The organism is Duganella caerulea, from assembly GCF_040362985.1.
Lineage (GTDB): Bacteria > Pseudomonadota > Gammaproteobacteria > Burkholderiales > Burkholderiaceae_D > Rugamonas > Rugamonas vulcania.
Map to the genome: position 1 here is coordinate 815,854 of NZ_BPWJ01000002.1, position 17,773 is coordinate 833,626.

The window sequence follows — 17,773 nt, forward strand, 5'->3', positions numbered from 1 at the left end:
TGGATTCGGCGCCGGCATTCGCCGGCGCCAGAATTGCCCGGCCTTCGCGGCCGGCGCTTCCGAATGTAATCCCCTGTTTTTTGTTGAACGTACGGTTGTTGGACGTACCCGGCTGTCATGTCGATTGCGGTCTCTGTCATCGTTCGCCCCTCGTCCGGCCTGCGGCTGCTGCATGCCGGCCTGTGTTGTGGCGTGCTGGCGTCGGCCGCTGCCTGTCCGGGCTGGTGCGCGCCGCTGAGCTGTGCGCTGGCCGGGCTGCTCGGCCTGTGGCGCGGACGTCCATGCCGTAATGCGTGTGAGCTTGATATTTCCGGTGTCGGCCAGCTGCGGCTGACGGTATACCAAAAAACAGGGGTGGTGCTGCGCCTGCTGGACGGCTCGACCATTTGGCCGGGCTTGCTGTTGCTGCGGCTGGGCGACGGCGATGGCAAGGCGCAGGTGGTGGCGGTGCTGCCCGACAGCGTCACGCGCGCCGATTGGCGCGCCCTGTCGCTGGCTTGCCGGGCCATCGCGGCCCGGGCTGAAATAAAACCGCGAACACTGTGAACTTCTTGCAGCGAGCTAACTCTATAGCATATGGCTAAAGACATATGGATAAAGAGTTCGGCAACGCTGCAGGCCACCGAGGGATGCAGGAGTGACGACAGAACGTGAGTGTGACCAGGTGCTGGTGGACCGGGTGCGGGATGGGGACAAGCAGGCGTTCGATTTGCTGGTGGCTAAGTACCAACGCCGGCTGATGCGCCTGCTGTCGCGTATCGTCCACGATCCGGCCGAAGCCGAGGATGTGGTGCAGGAGACGTTTATCAAGGCCTACCGCGCGCTGCGCCATTTCCGCGGCGACTCGGCCTTCTACACGTGGCTGTACCGCATCGGCATCAACACCGCCAAGAATTTTCTGGCGACGCAGGGCCGCCGTACGCCCACGTCGACCGAAGCAGACGCCGAACAAGCCGAAGCCTTTAACGATGGCGAGCATTTGCGCGACATCAACACGCCGGAATCCATGCTGGCGAGCAAGCAGATCGCCCAGACCGTCAACGCGGCGATGGATGCCTTGCCCGTGGATTTGCGCACCGCGATCGCCTTGCGCGAGATCGAGGGATTGAGCTATGAGGAAATCTCCGACATCATGGCTTGTCCGATCGGCACGGTGCGCAGCCGCATCTTCCGCGCCCGCGAAGTCATCGCTGAAAAGTTGCGACCCTTGCTGGACATGCCAGTTGACAAGCGCTGGTAAGGGGCGAATGATGGCAAGTGTTATTGGCGTCCGGCAATACGCCCCGGAAGGGCGCGGTGGACATGTTTTGACATGGCGGGATACGCGATGGATACCCAGAAAAGACTGCACGAAAACATCTCGGCGCTGGCCGACGGTGAGTTGGCGGACAGCGAGCGCGAGCTGGCGCTGGCGGCGCTCGACACGGCGGAAGGGCAGGCGGCCTGGCGCGCCTACCATCTGACGGGCGACGTGCTGCGCGACCAGGCCAGCGGCGCGCTGAGCGACGGCTTCGGCGCCTCGCTGGCGGCCCGTCTTGCTGCCGAGCCCGTCTATGTGCCCGCCGCCGCGCCGGAACGCGCGGCCGATCCGGCGAAGCCGGACCCGGCGGAATCGCCTGCGGATGTCATCCTGCCCTGAAACGCTTGCACGGAATGCATTGTTGAGTGTGCCGTCGGACGCGTTTTCGCTTACCATACGCTAGCCTTAGCCTCGCGCACCTCGCCCGAGGGGCACTTGCGTTCCAGAACTTTATAAAGACCGATACTTTCCATGAAAAATAATTTCTCCGTTGGTAGTAAAACTCTTTCCGCGCTGCTGGTCAGCGCAAGCGTATGGATCTCGCCGGCCGCGCTCGGCCTGGCGCCCGCGACGGCCGCCGCGCCGGTCACCGGCGCCGTCATCGGCCTGCCGGACTTCGCCGACCTGGTCGACCGCGTCGGCCCGGCCGTGGTCAACATCCGCACCACCGAGCGCCTCAAGCTGGGCGGCCGCGGCGGCGTGGACGGCCAACCGGGCGAGGAGGAAATGCAAGAGTTCCTGCGCCGCTTCTTTGGCGGCGCGCTGCCGCAGCCCGGCCCCGGCGGCAAGGGCACGCCGCGCGGCCGCCGCCAGGCGCCATCCGACGAGCCGGTGCAGCGCGGCGTCGGCTCCGGCTTCATCCTGTCGGCCGACGGCTATGTGATGACCAACGCCCACGTGGTCGATGGCGCCGACGAGGTGTTCGTCACGCTGACCGACAAGCGCGAGTTCAAGGCCAAGGTGCTGGGCGCCGACGCCCGCACCGACGTCGCCGTGCTGAAGATCGAGGGCGACAAGCTGCCCTTCCTGGTGATGGGCGATTCGGACAAGATCCGCGTCGGCGAATGGGTGATCGCGATCGGCTCGCCGTTCAACCTGGAGAACACCGTCACCGCCGGCATCATCTCGGCCAAACAGCGCGACACCGGGGACTACCTGGCGCTGATCCAGAGCGACGTCGCGGTCAATCCCGGCAACTCGGGCGGCCCGCTGATCAATATGCGCGGCGAGGTGATCGGCATCAACTCGCAGATCGCCACGCTGTCGGGCGGCTATAACGGCATCTCGTTCGCCGTGCCGATCGACGAGGCGATCCGCGTGTCGGAGCAGCTGAAGAAAAACGGCAAGGTCACGCGCGGCCGCATCGGCGTGCAGATCGGCGAAGTCAGCAAGGAAGTGGCGGAGTCGCTGGGCCTGAAGAGCGCGCAGGGCGCCGAGGTGTCGCTGGTCGAGCCGGGCGGTCCCGCCGACAAGGCCGGCATCAAGGCGGGCGACATCATCCTCAAGTTCAACGGCGTGCAGGTGAACCGTTCGTCGGACCTGCCGCGCCTGGTGGGCGGCACCGCGCTGGCCAGCAAGGCCGTGGTGACCGTGTGGCGCAAGGGTCAGCAGCTGGACCTGCCGGTGACTGTGGCTGAGCTGGAAGCGGACAAGGGCGCCAAGGTTGGCAAAGGCAAGGGCGGCAAGGCCGAGCCGGAAGCGACGGTCAAGGCCAACGCGCTGGGCTTGAAGGTCAGCGATTTGACCGCCGAGCAGAAGAAGGAGCTGGGCGTCGACGGCGGCGTGGTGGTCGATGCGGCCGAGGGCGTTGCCGGCCGCGCGGGCCTGCAGGAGGGCGACGTGCTGCTGCAGTTGAATAACATCGAAGTCAAGGACGCCAAGCAGTTCAACGCGGCCGTGGCCAAGCTCGATGCGAAGAAGGCCTCGGTGCTGCTGGTGCGCCGTGGCGACGTGACGCAGTACATTTCCCTGCGTCCTAGCGCCAAGTAAGGAAGCCGGCCGCCGCGCCGCGTCGCTCCCGCTTTCGCGGGGGCGACGGCGGTGGCGGGCGGCGGCAGGGACCATGCACTTCACTCTTTACTCACGCAGCTACTGCCACCTCTGCCAGGACATGCTGGACGCCCTGATGCGCCTGCAGACGCCCGGGCGGCCCATCACCGTCGACGTGATCGATGTCGACGCCGACGAGGCCCTGGTGGCCCGCTTCGACGAGCTGGTACCGGTGCTGTACGCCGACCTGTCCCAGCCCGAGTTGTGCCACTACTTCCTGGACGAGGCAAAAGTGCGCGAAGTGCTTAAGAAATAGGCATTTCCGCTGCATTTTTTGCCTCAGGGCCTTAACCAATATGCATTTCGCACTGCATAAGTCGGCCTTTCCCCTCTGAAATCCGGTAAAATGCGGGGGTAGAAAAGCTTCCGTTTTGCTTTCAGTGGCTGTCATCAAGGCGCTCGCCAGGGCATTACCGCCCCGCTCGGAGCGCTTTTTTCGTATTGCGCGTAGCTGTTGAGCTATATTTGCGCCCCGTCGTTTCAAACCCGTTTTTGAATATTTGTTAATGAACAACATACGCAATTTTTCCATCATCGCCCACATCGACCACGGCAAATCGACCCTGGCGGACCGTATCATTCAATTGTGCGGTGGCTTGTCCGAACGCGAGATGGAGTCGCAAGTGCTCGATTCGATGGATCTGGAGCGCGAACGCGGCATTACGATCAAGGCCCAGACCGCGGCCCTGCAATACAAGGCCCGCGACGGCATCGTCTACAACCTGAACCTGATCGACACCCCCGGTCACGTCGACTTCTCGTACGAAGTGTCGCGCTCGCTGTCGGCCTGCGAAGGCGCGCTGCTGGTGGTCGACGCCTCGCAAGGCGTGGAAGCCCAGACCGTGGCCAACTGCTACACCGCGCTCGACCTGGGCGTGGAAGTGGTGCCGGTGCTGAATAAAATCGACTTGCCGAACGCCGATCCACCGACCGCGATCGCCGAGATCGAGGACGTGATCGGCATCGAGGCCGGCGACGCCGTCCACTGCTCGGCCAAGACCGGCCTGGGCGTGGAAGACGTGCTGGAATCGATCATCGCCAAGGTGCCGCCGCCGAAGGGCGACCCGGACGCGCCGTTGCAGGCGCTGATCGTCGACTCGTGGTACGACGCCTACGTCGGCGTGGTAATGCTGGTGCGCGTGATGAACGGCACCCTCAAGCCCAAGGACAAGATCAAGCTGATGGCCACCGACTCGGTGCAGCTGGTGGAAGACGTCGGCATCTTTGCGCCGCGTTCGGTATCGCTGCCGCAGCTGTCGGCCGGCCAGGTGGGCTTCATCATCGCCGGCATCAAGGAACTGAAGGCCGCCAAGGTGGGCGATACCGTCACCCTGGCCAGCCGTCCGGCGCCGGCGCCGCTGCCTGGTTTCAAGGAAGTGCAGCCGCAGGTGTTCGCCGGCCTGTTCCCGGTCGAGGCCAACCAGTACGACGCGCTGCGCGACTCGCTGGAAAAACTCAAGCTCAACGACGCCGCGCTGATGTACGAGCCGGAAGTATCGCAGGCGCTGGGCTTCGGCTTCCGCTGCGGCTTCCTCGGCCTGCTGCACATGGAAATCGTCCAGGAACGCCTGGAGCGCGAATTCGACATGGACCTGATCACCACGGCCCCGACCGTGGTGTACGAGGTCGAGATGCGCGACGGCAGCGTGATCAAGGTGGACAACCCGTCGCGCATGCCGGAAACCACCAAGATCAACGAGATCCGCGAGCCTATCGTCACGGTCAACCTGTACATGCCGCAAGAGTACGTCGGCTCGGTGATCACGCTGTGCATCGGCAAGCGCGGCGTGCAGATGGACATGAGCTACCACGGCCGCCAGGTCAAGCTGGTCTATGAAATGCCGATGGGCGAGATCGTGCTGGACTTCTTCGACAAGCTCAAGTCCACCTCGCGCGGCTACGCCTCGATGGACTACGAGTTCAAGGAATACCGCACCTCGGACGTGGTCAAGGTCGACATGCTGATCAACGGCGAGAAGGTCGACGCGCTGGCCATCATCGTCCACCGCTCCAACAGCGCCTACCGCGGCCGCCAGGTCGCGGCCAAGATGCGCGAACTGATCCCGCGCCAGATGTTCGACGTGGCGATCCAGGCCGCCATCGGTGTCAACGTGATCTCGCGCGAGAACGTCAAGGCCTTGCGCAAGAACGTGCTGGCGAAGTGCTACGGCGGCGACGTCAGCCGTAAAAAGAAACTGCTGGAAAAGCAGAAAGCAGGTAAAAAACGCATGAAGCAAGTGGGCTCGGTCGAGATTCCACAAGAAGCGTTCCTGGCAATCTTACAAGTGGACGACAAATGAACCTGCAAGTGATCTTAGGTAATTTTGCTTTAATCCTGTTCGTACTGATGGTGATCACCGGTGTGATCTGGTTCCTGGACGTGTTCTACCTGGCCAAGCAGCGCCGTGCCGCCGCCGACCGCGCGCTGGCTGAGTACGACGCCCGCAACGCCAAGCTGACCGCCGACGGCATCAAACTCGACAACCAGGGCAACCGTGCCGCCATCGAGGCCAACCTGCTGCGCCAGCCGACCTGGATCGAATACTCGGGCAGCTTCTTCCCGGTGATCGCGCTGGTGTTCTTCCTGCGCTCCTTCCTGTACGAGCCGTTCAAGATCCCGTCGTCGTCGATGGTGCCGACCTTGCTGGTGGGCGACCTGATCCTGGTGAACAAGTTCACCTACGGCATCCGCCTGCCGGTGCTGAACCAGAAAGTGGTCCAGATCAACGACCCGCAGCGCGGCGACGTGATGGTGTTCAAATATCCGATGGATATGAGCCAGGACTACATCAAACGCGTCATTGGCGTGCCGGGTGATAAGATTACGTATGAGAACAAACGCTTGACGGTGAACGGTGTGGAAGTGAAGTACACTCCCCTGGACGACTACCTCGACGACGAACACCTGATTTACAACAAGCAGTTCCAGGAAAACTTGACCGGCGTGAGCCACCGCATCCTCAACAACGAGGCGGCGCCAACGCTGAGCCTGGATGGCGTGAAGCAGTTCCCGCACAGCGAAAACTGCACCTACAAGTATGAAGGCTTCACCTGCGTCGTTCCGCAGGGTAACTACTTCATGATGGGCGACAACCGCGACAACAGCGCGGATAGCCGCTACTGGGGCTTTGTGCCGGACAAGAACATTGTTGGAAAAGCATTCTTCGTGTGGATGAACCTGGGTAACCTGCGCCGCATCGGCAGCATCCACTAACAGCGGACCACGGCGAAAGGGACTAAGATGCAAGCAAGCTTGAAACGGCAAGATGGCATTTCCCTGGTCGGCCTGATCATCGTGCTGGCCGCGCTGGGCTTCGTTGGCGTGCTGGCGCTCAAGATCGTGCCGACCTATACCGAGTACCGCGCCATCCAGAACGCCATCGTCACGGCCAAGGCCACCGGCGGTACCGTGCTGGAGATGCAGAAATCGTTCGACGCCAACGCGACCACCGGCTACATCAGTTCGATCACCAGCCGCGATCTGCTCATCGGCAAGGAAAACGGCGAAGTGGAAATCAGCTTCGCCTACGAAAAGAAAATCCCGCTGGTCGGACCGGCCAGCCTGCTGTTGGAATACCAGGGCACGACGGCCAAGAACGGCATGCCGCCGCCGGCCAAGACCGACCAATAAACACGTTTAACACCAGAACAGAACAATGAATCTTCAGTTATTGCAAACCCGTCTAGGCTATACGTTCCAAGATGCTGGCCTGTTGCAGCAAGCCTTGACGCACCGTAGCCACAGCAGTTTGCATAATGAACGACTGGAATTCCTCGGCGACTCGGTCCTGAACTGCGTGGTCGCCTCCATCCTGTACGAGCGCTTCGTGGCGATCGACGAGGGCGACCTGTCGCGCCTGCGCGCCAACCTGGTCAAGCAGCAGTCGCTGTACGAGATCGCGCAAAAGCTGGAACTGTCGCAGTTCCTGCGGCTGGGGGAGGGCGAGTTGAAGTCGGGCGGATTCCGCCGTCCTTCGATCCTGGCCGACACGCTTGAGGCGCTGTTAGGCGCCATTTTTTTGGATGGCGGCTTCAACCCCGCGCGCGACGTGATCCGGGCCTTCTACATTCCGATCCTGGAATCGGTCGACCCGCAAACCCTGGGCAAGGACGCCAAGACCCTGCTGCAGGAATTCCTGCAAAGTAAGAAGATTTCCCTGCCCCTGTACAATGTGGTGGCCACGCACGGCGCCGCGCACAGCCAGGAATTCGAAATCGAATGCCTGGTGCCCAAGCTGGGCATCCAGGTCTACGGACGCGGCGGCAGCCGCCGCGCCGGCGAACAGGCCGCCGCCAAGCTGGCGCTGGAAGTGGCCGAGCAAGCGTTGGTCAAGACTCCGGCCGCCGGCCGCAAGTCCAAGCCGCGCGCCGCCCAGCTCAAGCTGGCCGGCATCGCCACCGTGCAGACGACCGAGGCCGCGGTTGATCATGAGCCGTCGCCACCGCCTGCCAAAGCAGCAAACAAGTAAAAGAGAACTGAAATGACTACCGAAACGACCTCCGCCAACTTCCGTTGTGGCTACATCGCCATTGTCGGCCGCCCCAACGTGGGCAAATCGACCCTGATGAACACGCTCATCGGCGCCAAGGTCAGCATCACCTCGCGCAAGGCGCAGACCACGCGCCACCGCATCACGGGCATCCAGACCCATGACGACGCGCAGTTCATCTACGTCGACACGCCGGGCTTCCAGACCCGCCATTCGAACGCGCTGAACAACACGCTCAACAAGACCGTCACCAACACGCTGATCTCGTCCGACCTGATCCTGTACGTGATCGAGGCCGGCACCTTCGGCCCGGCCGACCAGCAGGTGATGGATCTGCTGCCGGCCGAAGTGCCGGTGATCCTGGTGATCAACAAGGCCGACCGCGTCAAGGACAAGGGCGCGCTGATGCCGTTCGCCCAGCAGGTCGCTTCGAAGTTCAACTTCGCGGCCATCGTGCCGGTGTCGGCCAAGCTGCGCTTCCAGCTGGAAGGCCTGGAAAAAGAGATCAAGCGCTTCCTGCCCGAGAACGCGCCGATCTTCGGCCCGGACGATATCACCGACCGCAGCGAGAAATTCCTGGCCTCGGAGATCGTGCGCGAGAAGCTGTTCCGCCTGGTGGGCGACGAGCTGCCGTACACCAGCACCGTGCTGATCGAGCAGTTCGAGCAGGAGGGCGACCTGCGCCGCGTGTTCGCCGCCATCCTGGTCGAGCGCGACACGCACAAGTCCATGGTCATCGGCAACAAGGGCGCGCGCCTGAAGGAAGTGTCGACTCAGGCCCGCCTGGACATGGAAAAACTGTTCGGCGGTCCGGTGTACCTGGAGATCTGGGTCAAGGTCAAATCCGGCTGGGCCGACAACGAAGCGGGTCTGCGCGCCTACGGCTACGAATAAAGAAGAGGGCGATGTCCACCACCACGCTAGACGCCGACATCGCAGCGGCACCGCAGCAGGCCGTGCCTGAGGCGGAGCGTGAAGTGGTGCCCGCCTCGGCGCCGGCCGCCGCCGCGCCAGTCAAGCGCCCGCGCGCGCCGTCGCGCGAGCGCACCTTCGGCACCAAGGTCGCCGGCCAGCCGGCCTTCGTCCTACACAGCTATCCCTACAAAGAAACCAGCCTCATCATCGATCTGTTCACGCGCGACTTCGGCCGCGTGGCGCTGATCGCCAAGGGCGCCAAGCGGCCGCACTCGCAGCTGCGCGGCGTGCTGCAGACCTTCCAGCCGCTGTCCTCCAGCTGGGTGGGCAAATCCGAACTGCGCACGCTGACCGACGCCGAATGGGTGGGCGGCATGCTGCCGCTGGAGAAGACCGCGCTGCTGTGCGGCTTCTACCTGAACGAGCTGCTGGTCAAGCTGCTGGCGCGCGACGACGCGCACCCGCGCCTGTTCGACCACTACGTCGCCACGCTCAACCAGCTCGCCCACAACGAACCGGCGCCCATCGTCTTGAGAAAATTCGAACGGGCCCTACTTAAAGAGACAGGCGTCGCCGCCGAGCTGACCCGCTGCACCGACACCCGCCGCACCGTGCAGGCCGATGTGGTCTACGTGGTGGATCCGGAACGCGGCCCGCGCCCCGAGCGCGCCGCCGACCCGTGGCCGCGCGTGGCCGGCAAGACGCTGCTCGACATGGAGCGCGAAGACTACCAGGACGCCGCCACCCAGGCGCAAAGCAAGCAGCTGATGCGCTTCCTGCTGGCGCACCACCTGGGCGGCGCGCCGCTGAACACGCGCCAGATCCTGATCGACCTGATGCAGTTATAAACCAAATAAACGGTATAAACCAATGAGCTTCCTGCAACCTTCCGGCACCATCATCGACCTTGGCGTGAACATCGACCACGTCGCCACCTTGCGCAACGCGCGCGGCACTACGTATCCGGACCCGATCCGCGCCGCGTTGCTGGCCGAGCAGGCCGGCGCCGACTGCATCACGCTGCACCTGCGCGAAGACCGCCGCCATATCAAGGACGCCGACGTGATCGCGCTGGCGCCGCAGCTGCTCACCCGCATGAACCTGGAAGCCGCCGTCACGCAGGAGATGATCGACTTCGCCTGCCGCATCAAGCCGGCCGACGTCTGCCTGGTGCCCGAGAAGCGCACCGAAGTCACCACCGAGGGCGGCCTCGATGTCGCCGGCCACTTCAACGCCGTGCAGGCCGCCGTCAAGCAGTTGCAGGCCGAAGGCATCCGTGTCAGCCTGTTCATCGACGCCGACGAGGAGCAGATGAACGCCACCGCCGACATCGGCGCGCCGGTGATCGAGCTGCACACCGGCCGCTATGCCGACACCGAAGGCGCCGAGCAGGCCGCCGAGCTGGAACGCATCCATCGCGGCGTGCTGTATGGCGTGTCGAAGGGCCTGAAGGTCAACGCCGGCCACGGCCTGCACTACACCAACGTGCAAGCCATCGCCGCGATTCCGGAAATCGCCGAGCTCAATATCGGCCACGCCATCGTCGCGCACTCGGTGTTCGTCGGCTGGGAAAACGCCGTGCGCGAGATGAAGGCCATCATGGTCTCTACCCGCCTGGGCGCACGCAAATGATCTACGGGATAGGCACCGACATCTGCAAGATCCCGCGCATCGAGGAGGCGCTGGCGCGCCACGGCGACCGCTTCGCCGCCAAGATCCTCGGCCCGCAGGAGATGGAGAAGTACCTGGCGCGCAAGGCCAAGAACGCGGCGCGCGGCATCCGCTTCGTCGCCACGCGCTTCGCCGCCAAGGAAGCCTTCTCCAAGGCCATCGGCCTGGGCATGCGCATGCCGATGACCTGGCCGGCCGCGCAGATGCTCAACGCGCCCAGCGGCAAGCCGATGATCGTGTGCAGCGGCGTGCTGAAGGAATTCATGGAAAAGCATAAGCTGTCGGCACAGGTGACCGTCAGCGACGAAGAGGAATACGCCGTCGCCTTCGTCATCGTCGAACAAGCGCAGTGAGAAAACAAGAGCATGACTGAACTGGAAGCCGCGCCCGATCCGCGCGAACAAGTGCTGGCCACCGTGGCCAAGCTGCCCAACCTGCCGGGCGTGTACCGCTATTTCGACGCCGACGACAAGGTGCTCTACGTCGGCAAGGCGCGCGACCTGAAGAAGCGCGTGTCGAGCTACTTCCAGAAAAACCTCAGCAGCCCTCGCATCGCCATGATGGTCGAGCGCATCGCGCGGCTGGAGACCACCGTCACCCACAGCGAAGCCGAAGCGCTGATCCTTGAGAATAACCTGATCAAGGCCCTGAGCCCGCGCTTCAACATCCTGTTCCGCGACGATAAATCCTATCCCTACCTGAAGATCACCGGCGGCGACGCGCCGCGCATGGTCTACTACCGCGGCGCGGTGGACAAGAAGAACCAGTATTTCGGCCCGTTCCCCAGCTCGTGGGCGGTCAAGGAATCGATGCAGATCCTGCAGAAGGTGTTCCTGATCCGCACCTGCGAGGACAGCGTGTACTCCAACCGCACCCGCCCATGCCTGCTGCACCAGATCGGCCGCTGCAGCGCGCCGTGCGTGGACCTGATCAGCAAGGAAGACTACAAGCTCGATGTGGAAAACGCCGCGCGCTTCCTGCGCGGCCGCCAGAGCGAGGTGATGGACGACCTGGAAAAGAAAATGCACGGCTACGCCGCCGAGCTCAAATTCGAGCAGGCGGCGGCGGTGCGCAACCAGATCCAGTCGCTGTCGCGCGTGCTGCACCAGCAAAGCATGGAGACCACCGGCGACGCCGACGTCGACATCATCGCCGTGCTGGTGCAGGGCGGGCGCGCCTGCGTCAACCTGGCCATGGTGCGCGGCGGCCGCCACCTGGGCGACCGCGCCTACTTCCCCAACCACATCGGTGACGCCGCCGCGATTGCGGAAGAGCCGATCGAGGTCGAAGTGCTGGCCGCCTTCCTGGTCCAGCACTACACCGAGAAGTTCATCCCCGGCACGCTGATCCTGAATATCGAATTCGACCACCCGGCGCTGATGCAGGCCTTGCAGGAGCAGTGCGGCCATCGCATCAACCTGATCTTCCAGCCGCAGGACCAGCGGCGCAAATGGCTGGAGCTGGCGCAGAAGGGCGCCGAGATCTCGCTGGCGCGGCTGCTGTCGGAGCAGGGCTCGCAGCAGTCGCGCACGCGCGCGCTGGTGGAGGCGCTGCAGCTGGAGCCGGAGGACATCGACGCATTGCGGGTGGAGTGCTTCGACATCTCGCACACGCAGGGCGAGGCCACGCAGGCCTCGTGCGTGGTGTTCCATCACCACCAGATGCAGAACGGCGAATACCGCCGCTACAACATCAACGACATCACGCCCGGCGACGATTACGCGGCGATGCGCCAGGTGCTGATGCGCCGCTACGAGAAGGTCGCCAACGGCGACGGCGTGATGCCGGACGTGGTGCTGATCGACGGCGGCAAGGGCCAGATCGAAATGGCGCGCCAGGTGTTCGCCGAACTGGGGCTGGACATCAGCCTGATCGTCGGCGTGGCCAAGGGCGAAGGGCGGCGCGTTGGACTGGAGACGCTGATGTTCGTCGACGGCCGGCCGTCGCAGGAGCTGGGCAAGGAATCGGCGGCGCTGATGCTGGTGGCGCAGATCCGCGACGAGGCGCACCGTTTCGCCATCACCGGCATGCGCGCCAAGCGCGCCAAGACGCGCCAGACCTCGCGCCTGGAGGAGATCGAAGGCATCGGCGCCAAGCGCCGGCAGCGCCTGCTGGCCCGCTTCGGCGGCCTGCGCGGCGTGGTCGACGCCAGCGTGGAAGACCTCAAACAGGTGGAAGGCATCTCGAATGCCTTGGCCGAAGAGATTTACCGCCAATTACACTGAGTTACCTGCACAGCAACAGTGCGCTGGTTTAATGTGCTTCGGCAAGGTAGACTAGCGGCGCATTAACAATTTTCACGGCCGCACTAATTTCCGAGCTTATGCCCTTCAATATACCGATACTGTTGACCTGGTTGCGCGTTGCGCTGATTCCGCTGGTGGTGGGGGTCTACTACCTGCCCACCAATGTCCTGCCCGTGGCGGATCAGAACCTGGCGGCCACGCTGGTGTTCATCGTCGCCGCCGTCACCGACTGGTTCGACGGTTTCCTGGCCCGCCGCTGGAACCAGACCTCGGCCTTCGGCGCTTTCCTCGACCCGGTCGCGGACAAGCTGATGGTGGCGGGCGCCTTGCTGGTGCTGGTGCAGCTGGACCGCGCCAATGCCGTGCTGTCGTTCATCATCATCGGCCGCGAGATCGCCATCTCGGCGCTGCGCGAATGGATGGCGCAGATCGGCGCCTCCAAATCGGTGGCGGTCAGCTCGCTGGGCAAGATCAAGACCACGGCCCAGATGATGGCCATCCCGCTGTTGCTGTTCCACGACGTGCTGTGGGGCGCCATCGACACCCAGTTCTGGGGCTCGCGCCTGCTGGAAGTGGCGGCCGTGCTGACGGTGTGGTCGATGTTCTACTACCTGCGCCTGGCCTGGCCGCTGATCAAGGAAAAGTCCGGCACGCTTAGCTAATGGCAAAGTGCTATGATCTGGTGAAGCTCACCTCATCAGATCAGGAGCACACGCCATGGCGCTTTGGAGATTCCTGGCCGCTTGCGCGGCAACCTCAATCTGCCTGGCGGCGCAGGCGCAGCAACAACCCTTCGTCTGCCGCACGCAGGAATCCGGCTTGGGCCAGCCCATCGTCGACAACCAGGACGGCGTCGGCCACCCGGTGATCGATGAAAGCGGCGGCGCCATCGTCGGCTACAGCCGCAATTGCGCCATCGCGACGCGGGTCCAGTACTTCTACCTTGCCGGTGGCAGCTTCAAACCCTTCGATCCCGCCACCGGCTACACGGCGCCTCCGGCCGACCTGAAGACCATCCAGCGCAACGGCGCGGCCGTGCCCTTCGTGGTGCGGGTGGAGGTCGGCACCATCAACCGCTTCATCTACACCATCGCCATGCTGGCGCCCGGGCCCAAGCCCGAACCGGCGGCCTGGAACCGCAAACTGGTGTACTGGTTCGGTGGCGGCGTCGGCATCGGCCATCATCAGGGCTTGCCGCTGTGGTTCAAGTCCGGAGGCTTGAGCGGCAACGAGCGCCAGTTGATGATTCCCTTGCTGGAGCAGGGCTACGCCATCGTCAGCTCGTCCGGCAATGAGGCCGGCGTCCACTACAACATGCGCCTGGCCGGGCAGACCGCCATGCTGACCAAGGCCCGCTTTGTCGAAGCCTATGGCGCGCCGCTGTTCACCATCGGCCTGGGCGGGTCGGGCGGTGCGGTGCAGCAGTACCTGTTCGCGCAAAATCATCCCGGCCTGCTGGATGGCGGCATCCCGCTGCAGTCGTATCCGGACATGATCACGCAGACTATCCCCATCTCGGATTGCCCGCTACTGAGCCAGTACTTCAAGGACGAGGTGGCGCTCGATCCGGCGTCGCCGTGGGCCAGGTGGACCAATCAGATCGCGATCGAAGGCATGAACGCCAGCGACACCGCGCGCCACGCCTGGACCGGCGGCACCGGCACGACCGAGTGCATCAACGGCTGGAAGATGGCGATCGTGACGGTGCTGAACCCGCGCTACAAGCACGAGGGGTATGACATTGCCGCGACCTTCTACCGTTATCCCAAAGGGGTGTTCGACCAGGTCAAATGGACGCACTGGAACGACCTGGCGGATATTTACGGCACCGACAGTCAAGGCTATGCGCCTGTCTCCATCGACAACGAGGGCGTGCAGTACGGCCTGAAGGCGCTGGAGCAGGGCGGCATCGGCATCGACGAATTCCTGCGCCTGAACGCCTGCATCGGCGGCTGGAAGGAGCAAGCCGACTTCGTGGACTGGCAGGGCAAGGACGATCCCTACGACAGCCGCAACATGCTGCGCAGCGCCACCTGCCGCGATCCGGAGGGCGCGCCGGCACCGCGCCGCAGCGGCAGCGTGGAGGCGATGCGCAAGGCCTACAGCTCGGGCCAGGTGTTCACCGGCCAGCGCCTCGGCATCCCGATGATCGACCTGCGGCCGTATCTGGAGCCGGAGCTGAACATGCACAACGCGCGCCAGGCCTTCTCGGTGCGGGCCCGCCTGCTGCGCGCCAACCGCGCCGAGGCCGCGCGCCAGGTGATCTGGTTCACGCGGTCGCAGGCCGACATGCAGGGCAGGGTGCTGGAAGCCTTGTCGGTCATGGACCGGCTCCTCAGCGGCGGCGCGGCGCCGGCCGAATTCACCGACCGCTGCATCGATACCGGCGGCGCCGTCATCGCCGCCGGGCCATCCGTTTGGGACGGCCTCCTGGACGCCAAGCCGCCGGGCGCGTGTGCCAAGGCCTTCCCGCTGTTTTCCAGCCCGCGCATGGTGGCTGGGGAGTCGATCAGGGGCGACGTCTTCAAGTGCGCGCTGAAGCCGGTCGCGCAGGCTTTAAGGGACGGCAGCTATCCCGCCGGGCTGGCCTGGACCTCGCAGCAAACGGCGCGGCTGCAGCGGATCTTCCCGCACGGTGTCTGCGATTACAGCAAGCCGGACCAGGGCCGGCCGCCGGGTTTTTAAAGCGGAATCGATAAGATTGACATCAGAGCCATTGACAGATGCTATGGATCATCTATAATGCTGGCCTGTTGTTGATGACGACGAAGCGGGAGTAGCTCAGTTGGTAGAGCGCAACCTTGCCAAGGTTGAGGTCGAGAGTTCGAGACTCTTCTCCCGCTCCAAGTAATCAGGAACACATGGCACTGGCGTTAATGGCTGTCAGCTGCTAGAATGTTGGACTCCAATGCGGGAGTAGCTCAGTTGGTAGAGCGCAACCTTGCCAAGGTTGAGGTCGAGAGTTCGAGACTCTTCTCCCGCTCCAGTTTCTCCGGAAATTGGCTGGCGCAGTAAAAAATGTAACTCCAATGCGGGAGTAGCTCAGTTGGTAGAGCGCAACCTTGCCAAGGTTGAGGTCGAGAGTTCGAGACTCTTCTCCCGCTCCAGAATTTCGGATCGCAGCGCGTAACCCCGCTGTGCATCTTGGTCAAAAGTTTCCTCTGGCGAGGTAGCAAAGCGGTTATGCAGCGGCCTGCAAAGCCGTCTAGGTCGGTTCGACTCCGATCCTCGCCTCCAGACAATTTGAACTCCACGCGGGAGTAGCTCAGTTGGTAGAGCGCAACCTTGCCAAGGTTGAGGTCGAGAGTTCGAGACTCTTCTCCCGCTCCAGTATGTAGAAGGGCAGCCGATGTGGCTGCCCTTTTTGCTTTGTGCCGCTGCCTACGAAAGGACATCATGAAACAATTGCTCTCCACCTGCGTTATTGGCCTCACCCTGACTCTGGCCGTGGCCGGCTGCGACCGCGCCAAGCCGCCGGTGCCTACCGCTGCCGCCGCCAACGCCACGCCACTGCAAAAGATCGACACCGTGGTCGGCACCGGCAAGGAAGCGGTAGCCGGCGTGACCGCCGTGGTCAACTACACCGGCTGGCTGTACGAGCCGAACGCGCCATTGCAGCACGGCGCGCAGTTCGATTCCTCGGTCGGCCGCGAAGCCTTCAGCTTCCCGCTGGGCGGCGGCCGCGTCATCCCCGGCTGGGACGAGGGCGTGCAGGGCATGAAGGTGGGCGGCAAGCGCACGCTGATCGTGCCCGCCAACATGGGCTACGGCGAAAACGGCGCCGGTCCGATCCCGCCGAACGCCACCCTGGTCTTCGACGTCGAGCTGCTGGACGTGCGCTGAGCCGTCGCCGGCATCGTTCCCCGCTACGGCGAAGGGCAGCCTTGTGGCTGCCCTTTTTGCTGCCTCATTCCGGCACCGCGACGCCTTTCCAGGACCGCTCCAGCAGAGCGGCCACCTGCTCGTCGCTGACCTGCTCGAAGTCCCGGTACCAGTGGCCAACCGAATAAAAGGGCGAGGGCGTGCGCAGGCAGACCAGCTCGTCGGCATCGGCCGCCAGCACGGCGCATTCCTGCGGCGGCGCCACCGGCACGGCGACCACGATGCGGGCCGCCCCGGCATCGCGGGCGACCCGGACCGCAAGCCGCATGGTCGCGCCCGTCGCGATGCCGTCGTCGACCAGGATCACGGTCCTGCCGCGCAGCTGGGGCGGGGAGCGTCCGCCCCGATAGCGGTGCCGCCGGCGCGCGAGCTCTTGCCGCTCGCGCGCGGCCTCGGCCTCGATCAGCGCCGGCGGCACGCCAAATTGCTGGAGCCCGGCGGTGTCGAGCAGGCGGGCGCCATCGTCGGCAATGGCGCCGACCGCATATTCGGGAAAGCCGGGCAGGCCGAGCTTGCGTACCAGCAGCAGGTCCAGCGGCAGTGCGAGCGCCCGCGCGATGACGTAGCCCAGCGGCACGCCGCCGCGCGGCAAGGCCAGCACGATCGCATCGCCGCGCCCCGCGTAGGCCCCCAGCCTGCGTGCCAGCCAGCGGCCTGCCTGCTGGCGATCCTTCCATCTTTTCCGCATTGGTGCGCGTGTCATGGCGCCGGTGATGGCGGCGCTTCCCTGAACCGGATGATCTGGATGGCGCCGTCATCGTCGGTGACGCTGATGGTTTGCAGTTCCCGCCCCTCGGCCTGGACAAACACCTCGCGCGGATGGCGGATCAGGTGGTTCAAGCCTTCCGCCATGATGGCCAGCAGGTCGGTTTCCTCGTCGTAGCTCACGCCCAGCGCCGGCAGCCACTCGGCCGCGATCTGGCTGCCGATGGCAAGCGAGGCCACCTCGATCTCGACGCGCTTTCCGTCCAACAGCCTGGACACGTTGTCGAAGTAGGATTTCCAGGCGGTTCTTTCCAGTTTGGTGGTCTCGTTCATGTCGGCTCTCCTGATGGCGATTGGATAGACGGATGTGGCGGCGTCGGCAGGACTGCCTGTCCCGCCAAACATTGGACCCACGGCGCGCGATGTGGTTCGGTGGCGCGCACGCTTGATGCAGCGCAGGTCCGGTGGCTGGCGCGCGGGGCTAGCATGATGTTGGCGCGCCTTGCGCGCGCACC

19 protein-coding genes and 5 tRNA genes are annotated in these 17,773 nt (G+C 64.2%); 22 read left to right on the forward strand and 2 right to left on the reverse strand.

The annotated features are described in order from the left end of the window. Positions 1-117 precede the first annotated feature (117 nt). The 22 genes from ACUJB0_RS08560 (at position 118) to ACUJB0_RS08665 (ending at position 16,514) form a co-directional block, all read left to right on the forward strand. The gene (locus ACUJB0_RS08560; protein ID WP_444844842.1) at positions 118-546 is read left to right on the forward strand and encodes a protein YgfX; all 429 of its coding nucleotides are present in this window, start codon (positions 118-120) and stop codon (positions 544-546) included. A 91-nt stretch (positions 547-637) separates the two neighbouring features. Continuing rightward, on the forward strand, positions 638-1,240 hold the full coding sequence (gene rpoE, locus ACUJB0_RS08565; RefSeq protein ID WP_117013706.1) for an RNA polymerase sigma factor RpoE: 603 nt from the start codon (positions 638-640) through the stop codon (positions 1,238-1,240). A gap of 87 nt (positions 1,241-1,327) precedes the next feature. Then, positions 1,328-1,639 (forward strand): sigma-E factor negative regulatory protein, encoded by a 312-nt coding sequence (locus ACUJB0_RS08570; protein WP_161085963.1) that lies wholly within the window; start codon positions 1,328-1,330, stop codon positions 1,637-1,639. 132 nt (positions 1,640-1,771) lie between these two features. Further along, entirely contained in the window at positions 1,772-3,289 is a 1,518-nt protein-coding gene (locus ACUJB0_RS08575) for a DegQ family serine endoprotease (RefSeq protein ID WP_444844843.1), read from the forward strand. A gap of 73 nt (positions 3,290-3,362) precedes the next feature. Continuing rightward, the gene (locus ACUJB0_RS08580) at positions 3,363-3,605 is read left to right on the forward strand and encodes a glutaredoxin family protein (RefSeq protein WP_444844844.1); all 243 of its coding nucleotides are present in this window, start codon (positions 3,363-3,365) and stop codon (positions 3,603-3,605) included. Between the two features lie 250 nt (positions 3,606-3,855). After that, a complete protein-coding gene (gene lepA, locus ACUJB0_RS08585) occupies positions 3,856-5,649 on the forward strand; it encodes a translation elongation factor 4 (RefSeq protein ID WP_444844845.1) in 1,794 nt (597 codons plus the stop codon). Continuing rightward, positions 5,646-6,563 (forward strand): signal peptidase I, encoded by a 918-nt coding sequence (gene lepB / locus ACUJB0_RS08590; protein ID WP_117013709.1) that lies wholly within the window; start codon positions 5,646-5,648, stop codon positions 6,561-6,563. Before lepA ends, lepB begins: the two co-directional genes overlap by 4 nt. 27 nt (positions 6,564-6,590) lie before the next feature. Further along, a complete protein-coding gene (locus ACUJB0_RS08595; RefSeq protein WP_161085966.1) occupies positions 6,591-6,980 on the forward strand; it encodes a DUF4845 domain-containing protein in 390 nt (129 codons plus the stop codon). Positions 6,981-7,005: 25 nt separating this feature from the next. Continuing rightward, positions 7,006-7,818, forward strand: a complete 813-nt coding sequence (gene rnc, locus ACUJB0_RS08600; protein ID WP_444844846.1) for a ribonuclease III — start codon at positions 7,006-7,008, stop codon at positions 7,816-7,818. A gap of 12 nt (positions 7,819-7,830) precedes the next feature. Next, positions 7,831-8,733, forward strand: a complete 903-nt coding sequence (gene era / locus ACUJB0_RS08605) for a GTPase Era (RefSeq protein WP_444844847.1) — start codon at positions 7,831-7,833, stop codon at positions 8,731-8,733. Between the two features lie 11 nt (positions 8,734-8,744). Then, positions 8,745-9,602, forward strand: coding sequence for a DNA repair protein RecO (gene recO, locus ACUJB0_RS08610; protein ID WP_444844848.1), 858 nt, complete (start codon positions 8,745-8,747; stop codon positions 9,600-9,602). Between the two features lie 22 nt (positions 9,603-9,624). Continuing rightward, positions 9,625-10,386 (forward strand): pyridoxine 5'-phosphate synthase, encoded by a 762-nt coding sequence (gene pdxJ, locus ACUJB0_RS08615; protein ID WP_161093051.1) that lies wholly within the window; start codon positions 9,625-9,627, stop codon positions 10,384-10,386. Next, complete coding sequence (gene acpS / locus ACUJB0_RS08620) at positions 10,383-10,778, forward strand: holo-ACP synthase (protein WP_444844849.1); 396 nt, start codon at positions 10,383-10,385, stop codon at positions 10,776-10,778. Before pdxJ ends, acpS begins: the two co-directional genes overlap by 4 nt. A gap of 12 nt (positions 10,779-10,790) precedes the next feature. Next, the gene (gene uvrC / locus ACUJB0_RS08625; protein ID WP_444844850.1) at positions 10,791-12,650 is read left to right on the forward strand and encodes an excinuclease ABC subunit UvrC; all 1,860 of its coding nucleotides are present in this window, start codon (positions 10,791-10,793) and stop codon (positions 12,648-12,650) included. Positions 12,651-12,748: 98 nt separating this feature from the next. Continuing rightward, entirely contained in the window at positions 12,749-13,333 is a 585-nt protein-coding gene (gene pgsA / locus ACUJB0_RS08630; RefSeq protein ID WP_444844851.1) for a CDP-diacylglycerol--glycerol-3-phosphate 3-phosphatidyltransferase, read from the forward strand. A gap of 55 nt (positions 13,334-13,388) precedes the next feature. Continuing rightward, entirely contained in the window at positions 13,389-15,356 is a 1,968-nt protein-coding gene (locus tag ACUJB0_RS08635; protein ID WP_444844852.1) for a DUF6351 family protein, read from the forward strand. A gap of 85 nt (positions 15,357-15,441) precedes the next feature. Further along, positions 15,442-15,517: transfer RNA gene (locus ACUJB0_RS08640), tRNA-Gly, on the forward strand. Positions 15,518-15,581: 64 nt separating this feature from the next. Beyond that, positions 15,582-15,657, forward strand: a tRNA-Gly gene (locus tag ACUJB0_RS08645). Positions 15,658-15,702: 45 nt separating this feature from the next. Beyond that, positions 15,703-15,778 (forward strand) — tRNA-Gly (locus ACUJB0_RS08650). Positions 15,779-15,834: 56 nt separating this feature from the next. Further along, positions 15,835-15,908 (forward strand) — tRNA-Cys (locus ACUJB0_RS08655). 17 nt (positions 15,909-15,925) lie between these two features. Then, positions 15,926-16,001 (forward strand) — tRNA-Gly (locus ACUJB0_RS08660). 66 nt (positions 16,002-16,067) lie between these two features. Further along, positions 16,068-16,514: an FKBP-type peptidyl-prolyl cis-trans isomerase gene (locus ACUJB0_RS08665; protein ID WP_444844853.1), complete on the forward strand. Its 447-nt coding sequence runs from the start codon at positions 16,068-16,070 to the stop codon at positions 16,512-16,514. A gap of 64 nt (positions 16,515-16,578) precedes the next feature. On the opposite strand, the gene ACUJB0_RS08670 is transcribed toward ACUJB0_RS08665, so the two are convergent. Further along, positions 16,579-17,256, reverse strand: a complete 678-nt coding sequence (locus tag ACUJB0_RS08670; RefSeq protein WP_444844854.1) for a phosphoribosyltransferase — start codon at positions 17,254-17,256, stop codon at positions 16,579-16,581. Then, positions 17,253-17,591 (reverse strand): DUF5335 family protein, encoded by a 339-nt coding sequence (locus tag ACUJB0_RS08675; RefSeq protein WP_444844855.1) that lies wholly within the window; start codon positions 17,589-17,591, stop codon positions 17,253-17,255. Before ACUJB0_RS08675 ends, ACUJB0_RS08670 begins: the two co-directional genes overlap by 4 nt. Positions 17,592-17,773 lie beyond the last annotated feature (182 nt).

Bases quoted from the DNA above. Each gene is read 5' to 3' on its own strand.
- ACUJB0_RS08560 (WP_444844842.1), top strand. From the start codon at position 118: ATGTCGATTGCGGTCTCTGTCATCGTTCGCCCCTCGTCCGGCCTGCGG.
- ACUJB0_RS08570 (WP_161085963.1), top strand. From the start codon at position 1,328: ATGGATACCCAGAAAAGACTGCACGAAAACATCTCGGCGCTGGCCGAC.
- ACUJB0_RS08575 (WP_444844843.1), top strand. From the start codon at position 1,772: ATGAAAAATAATTTCTCCGTTGGTAGTAAAACTCTTTCCGCGCTGCTG.
- ACUJB0_RS08580 (WP_444844844.1), top strand. From the start codon at position 3,363: ATGCACTTCACTCTTTACTCACGCAGCTACTGCCACCTCTGCCAGGAC.
- lepA (WP_444844845.1), top strand. From the start codon at position 3,856: ATGAACAACATACGCAATTTTTCCATCATCGCCCACATCGACCACGGC.
- lepB (WP_117013709.1), top strand. From the start codon at position 5,646: ATGAACCTGCAAGTGATCTTAGGTAATTTTGCTTTAATCCTGTTCGTA.
- ACUJB0_RS08595 (WP_161085966.1), top strand. From the start codon at position 6,591: ATGCAAGCAAGCTTGAAACGGCAAGATGGCATTTCCCTGGTCGGCCTG.
- rnc (WP_444844846.1), top strand. From the start codon at position 7,006: ATGAATCTTCAGTTATTGCAAACCCGTCTAGGCTATACGTTCCAAGAT.
- era (WP_444844847.1), top strand. From the start codon at position 7,831: ATGACTACCGAAACGACCTCCGCCAACTTCCGTTGTGGCTACATCGCC.
- recO (WP_444844848.1), top strand. From the start codon at position 8,745: ATGTCCACCACCACGCTAGACGCCGACATCGCAGCGGCACCGCAGCAG.
- pdxJ (WP_161093051.1), top strand. From the start codon at position 9,625: ATGAGCTTCCTGCAACCTTCCGGCACCATCATCGACCTTGGCGTGAAC.
- acpS (WP_444844849.1), top strand. From the start codon at position 10,383: ATGATCTACGGGATAGGCACCGACATCTGCAAGATCCCGCGCATCGAG.
- uvrC (WP_444844850.1), top strand. From the start codon at position 10,791: ATGACTGAACTGGAAGCCGCGCCCGATCCGCGCGAACAAGTGCTGGCC.
- pgsA (WP_444844851.1), top strand. From the start codon at position 12,749: ATGCCCTTCAATATACCGATACTGTTGACCTGGTTGCGCGTTGCGCTG.
- ACUJB0_RS08635 (WP_444844852.1), top strand. From the start codon at position 13,389: ATGGCGCTTTGGAGATTCCTGGCCGCTTGCGCGGCAACCTCAATCTGC.
- ACUJB0_RS08665 (WP_444844853.1), top strand. From the start codon at position 16,068: ATGAAACAATTGCTCTCCACCTGCGTTATTGGCCTCACCCTGACTCTG.
- ACUJB0_RS08670 (WP_444844854.1), bottom strand. From the start codon at position 17,256: ATGACACGCGCACCAATGCGGAAAAGATGGAAGGATCGCCAGCAGGCA.
- ACUJB0_RS08675 (WP_444844855.1), bottom strand. From the start codon at position 17,591: ATGAACGAGACCACCAAACTGGAAAGAACCGCCTGGAAATCCTACTTC.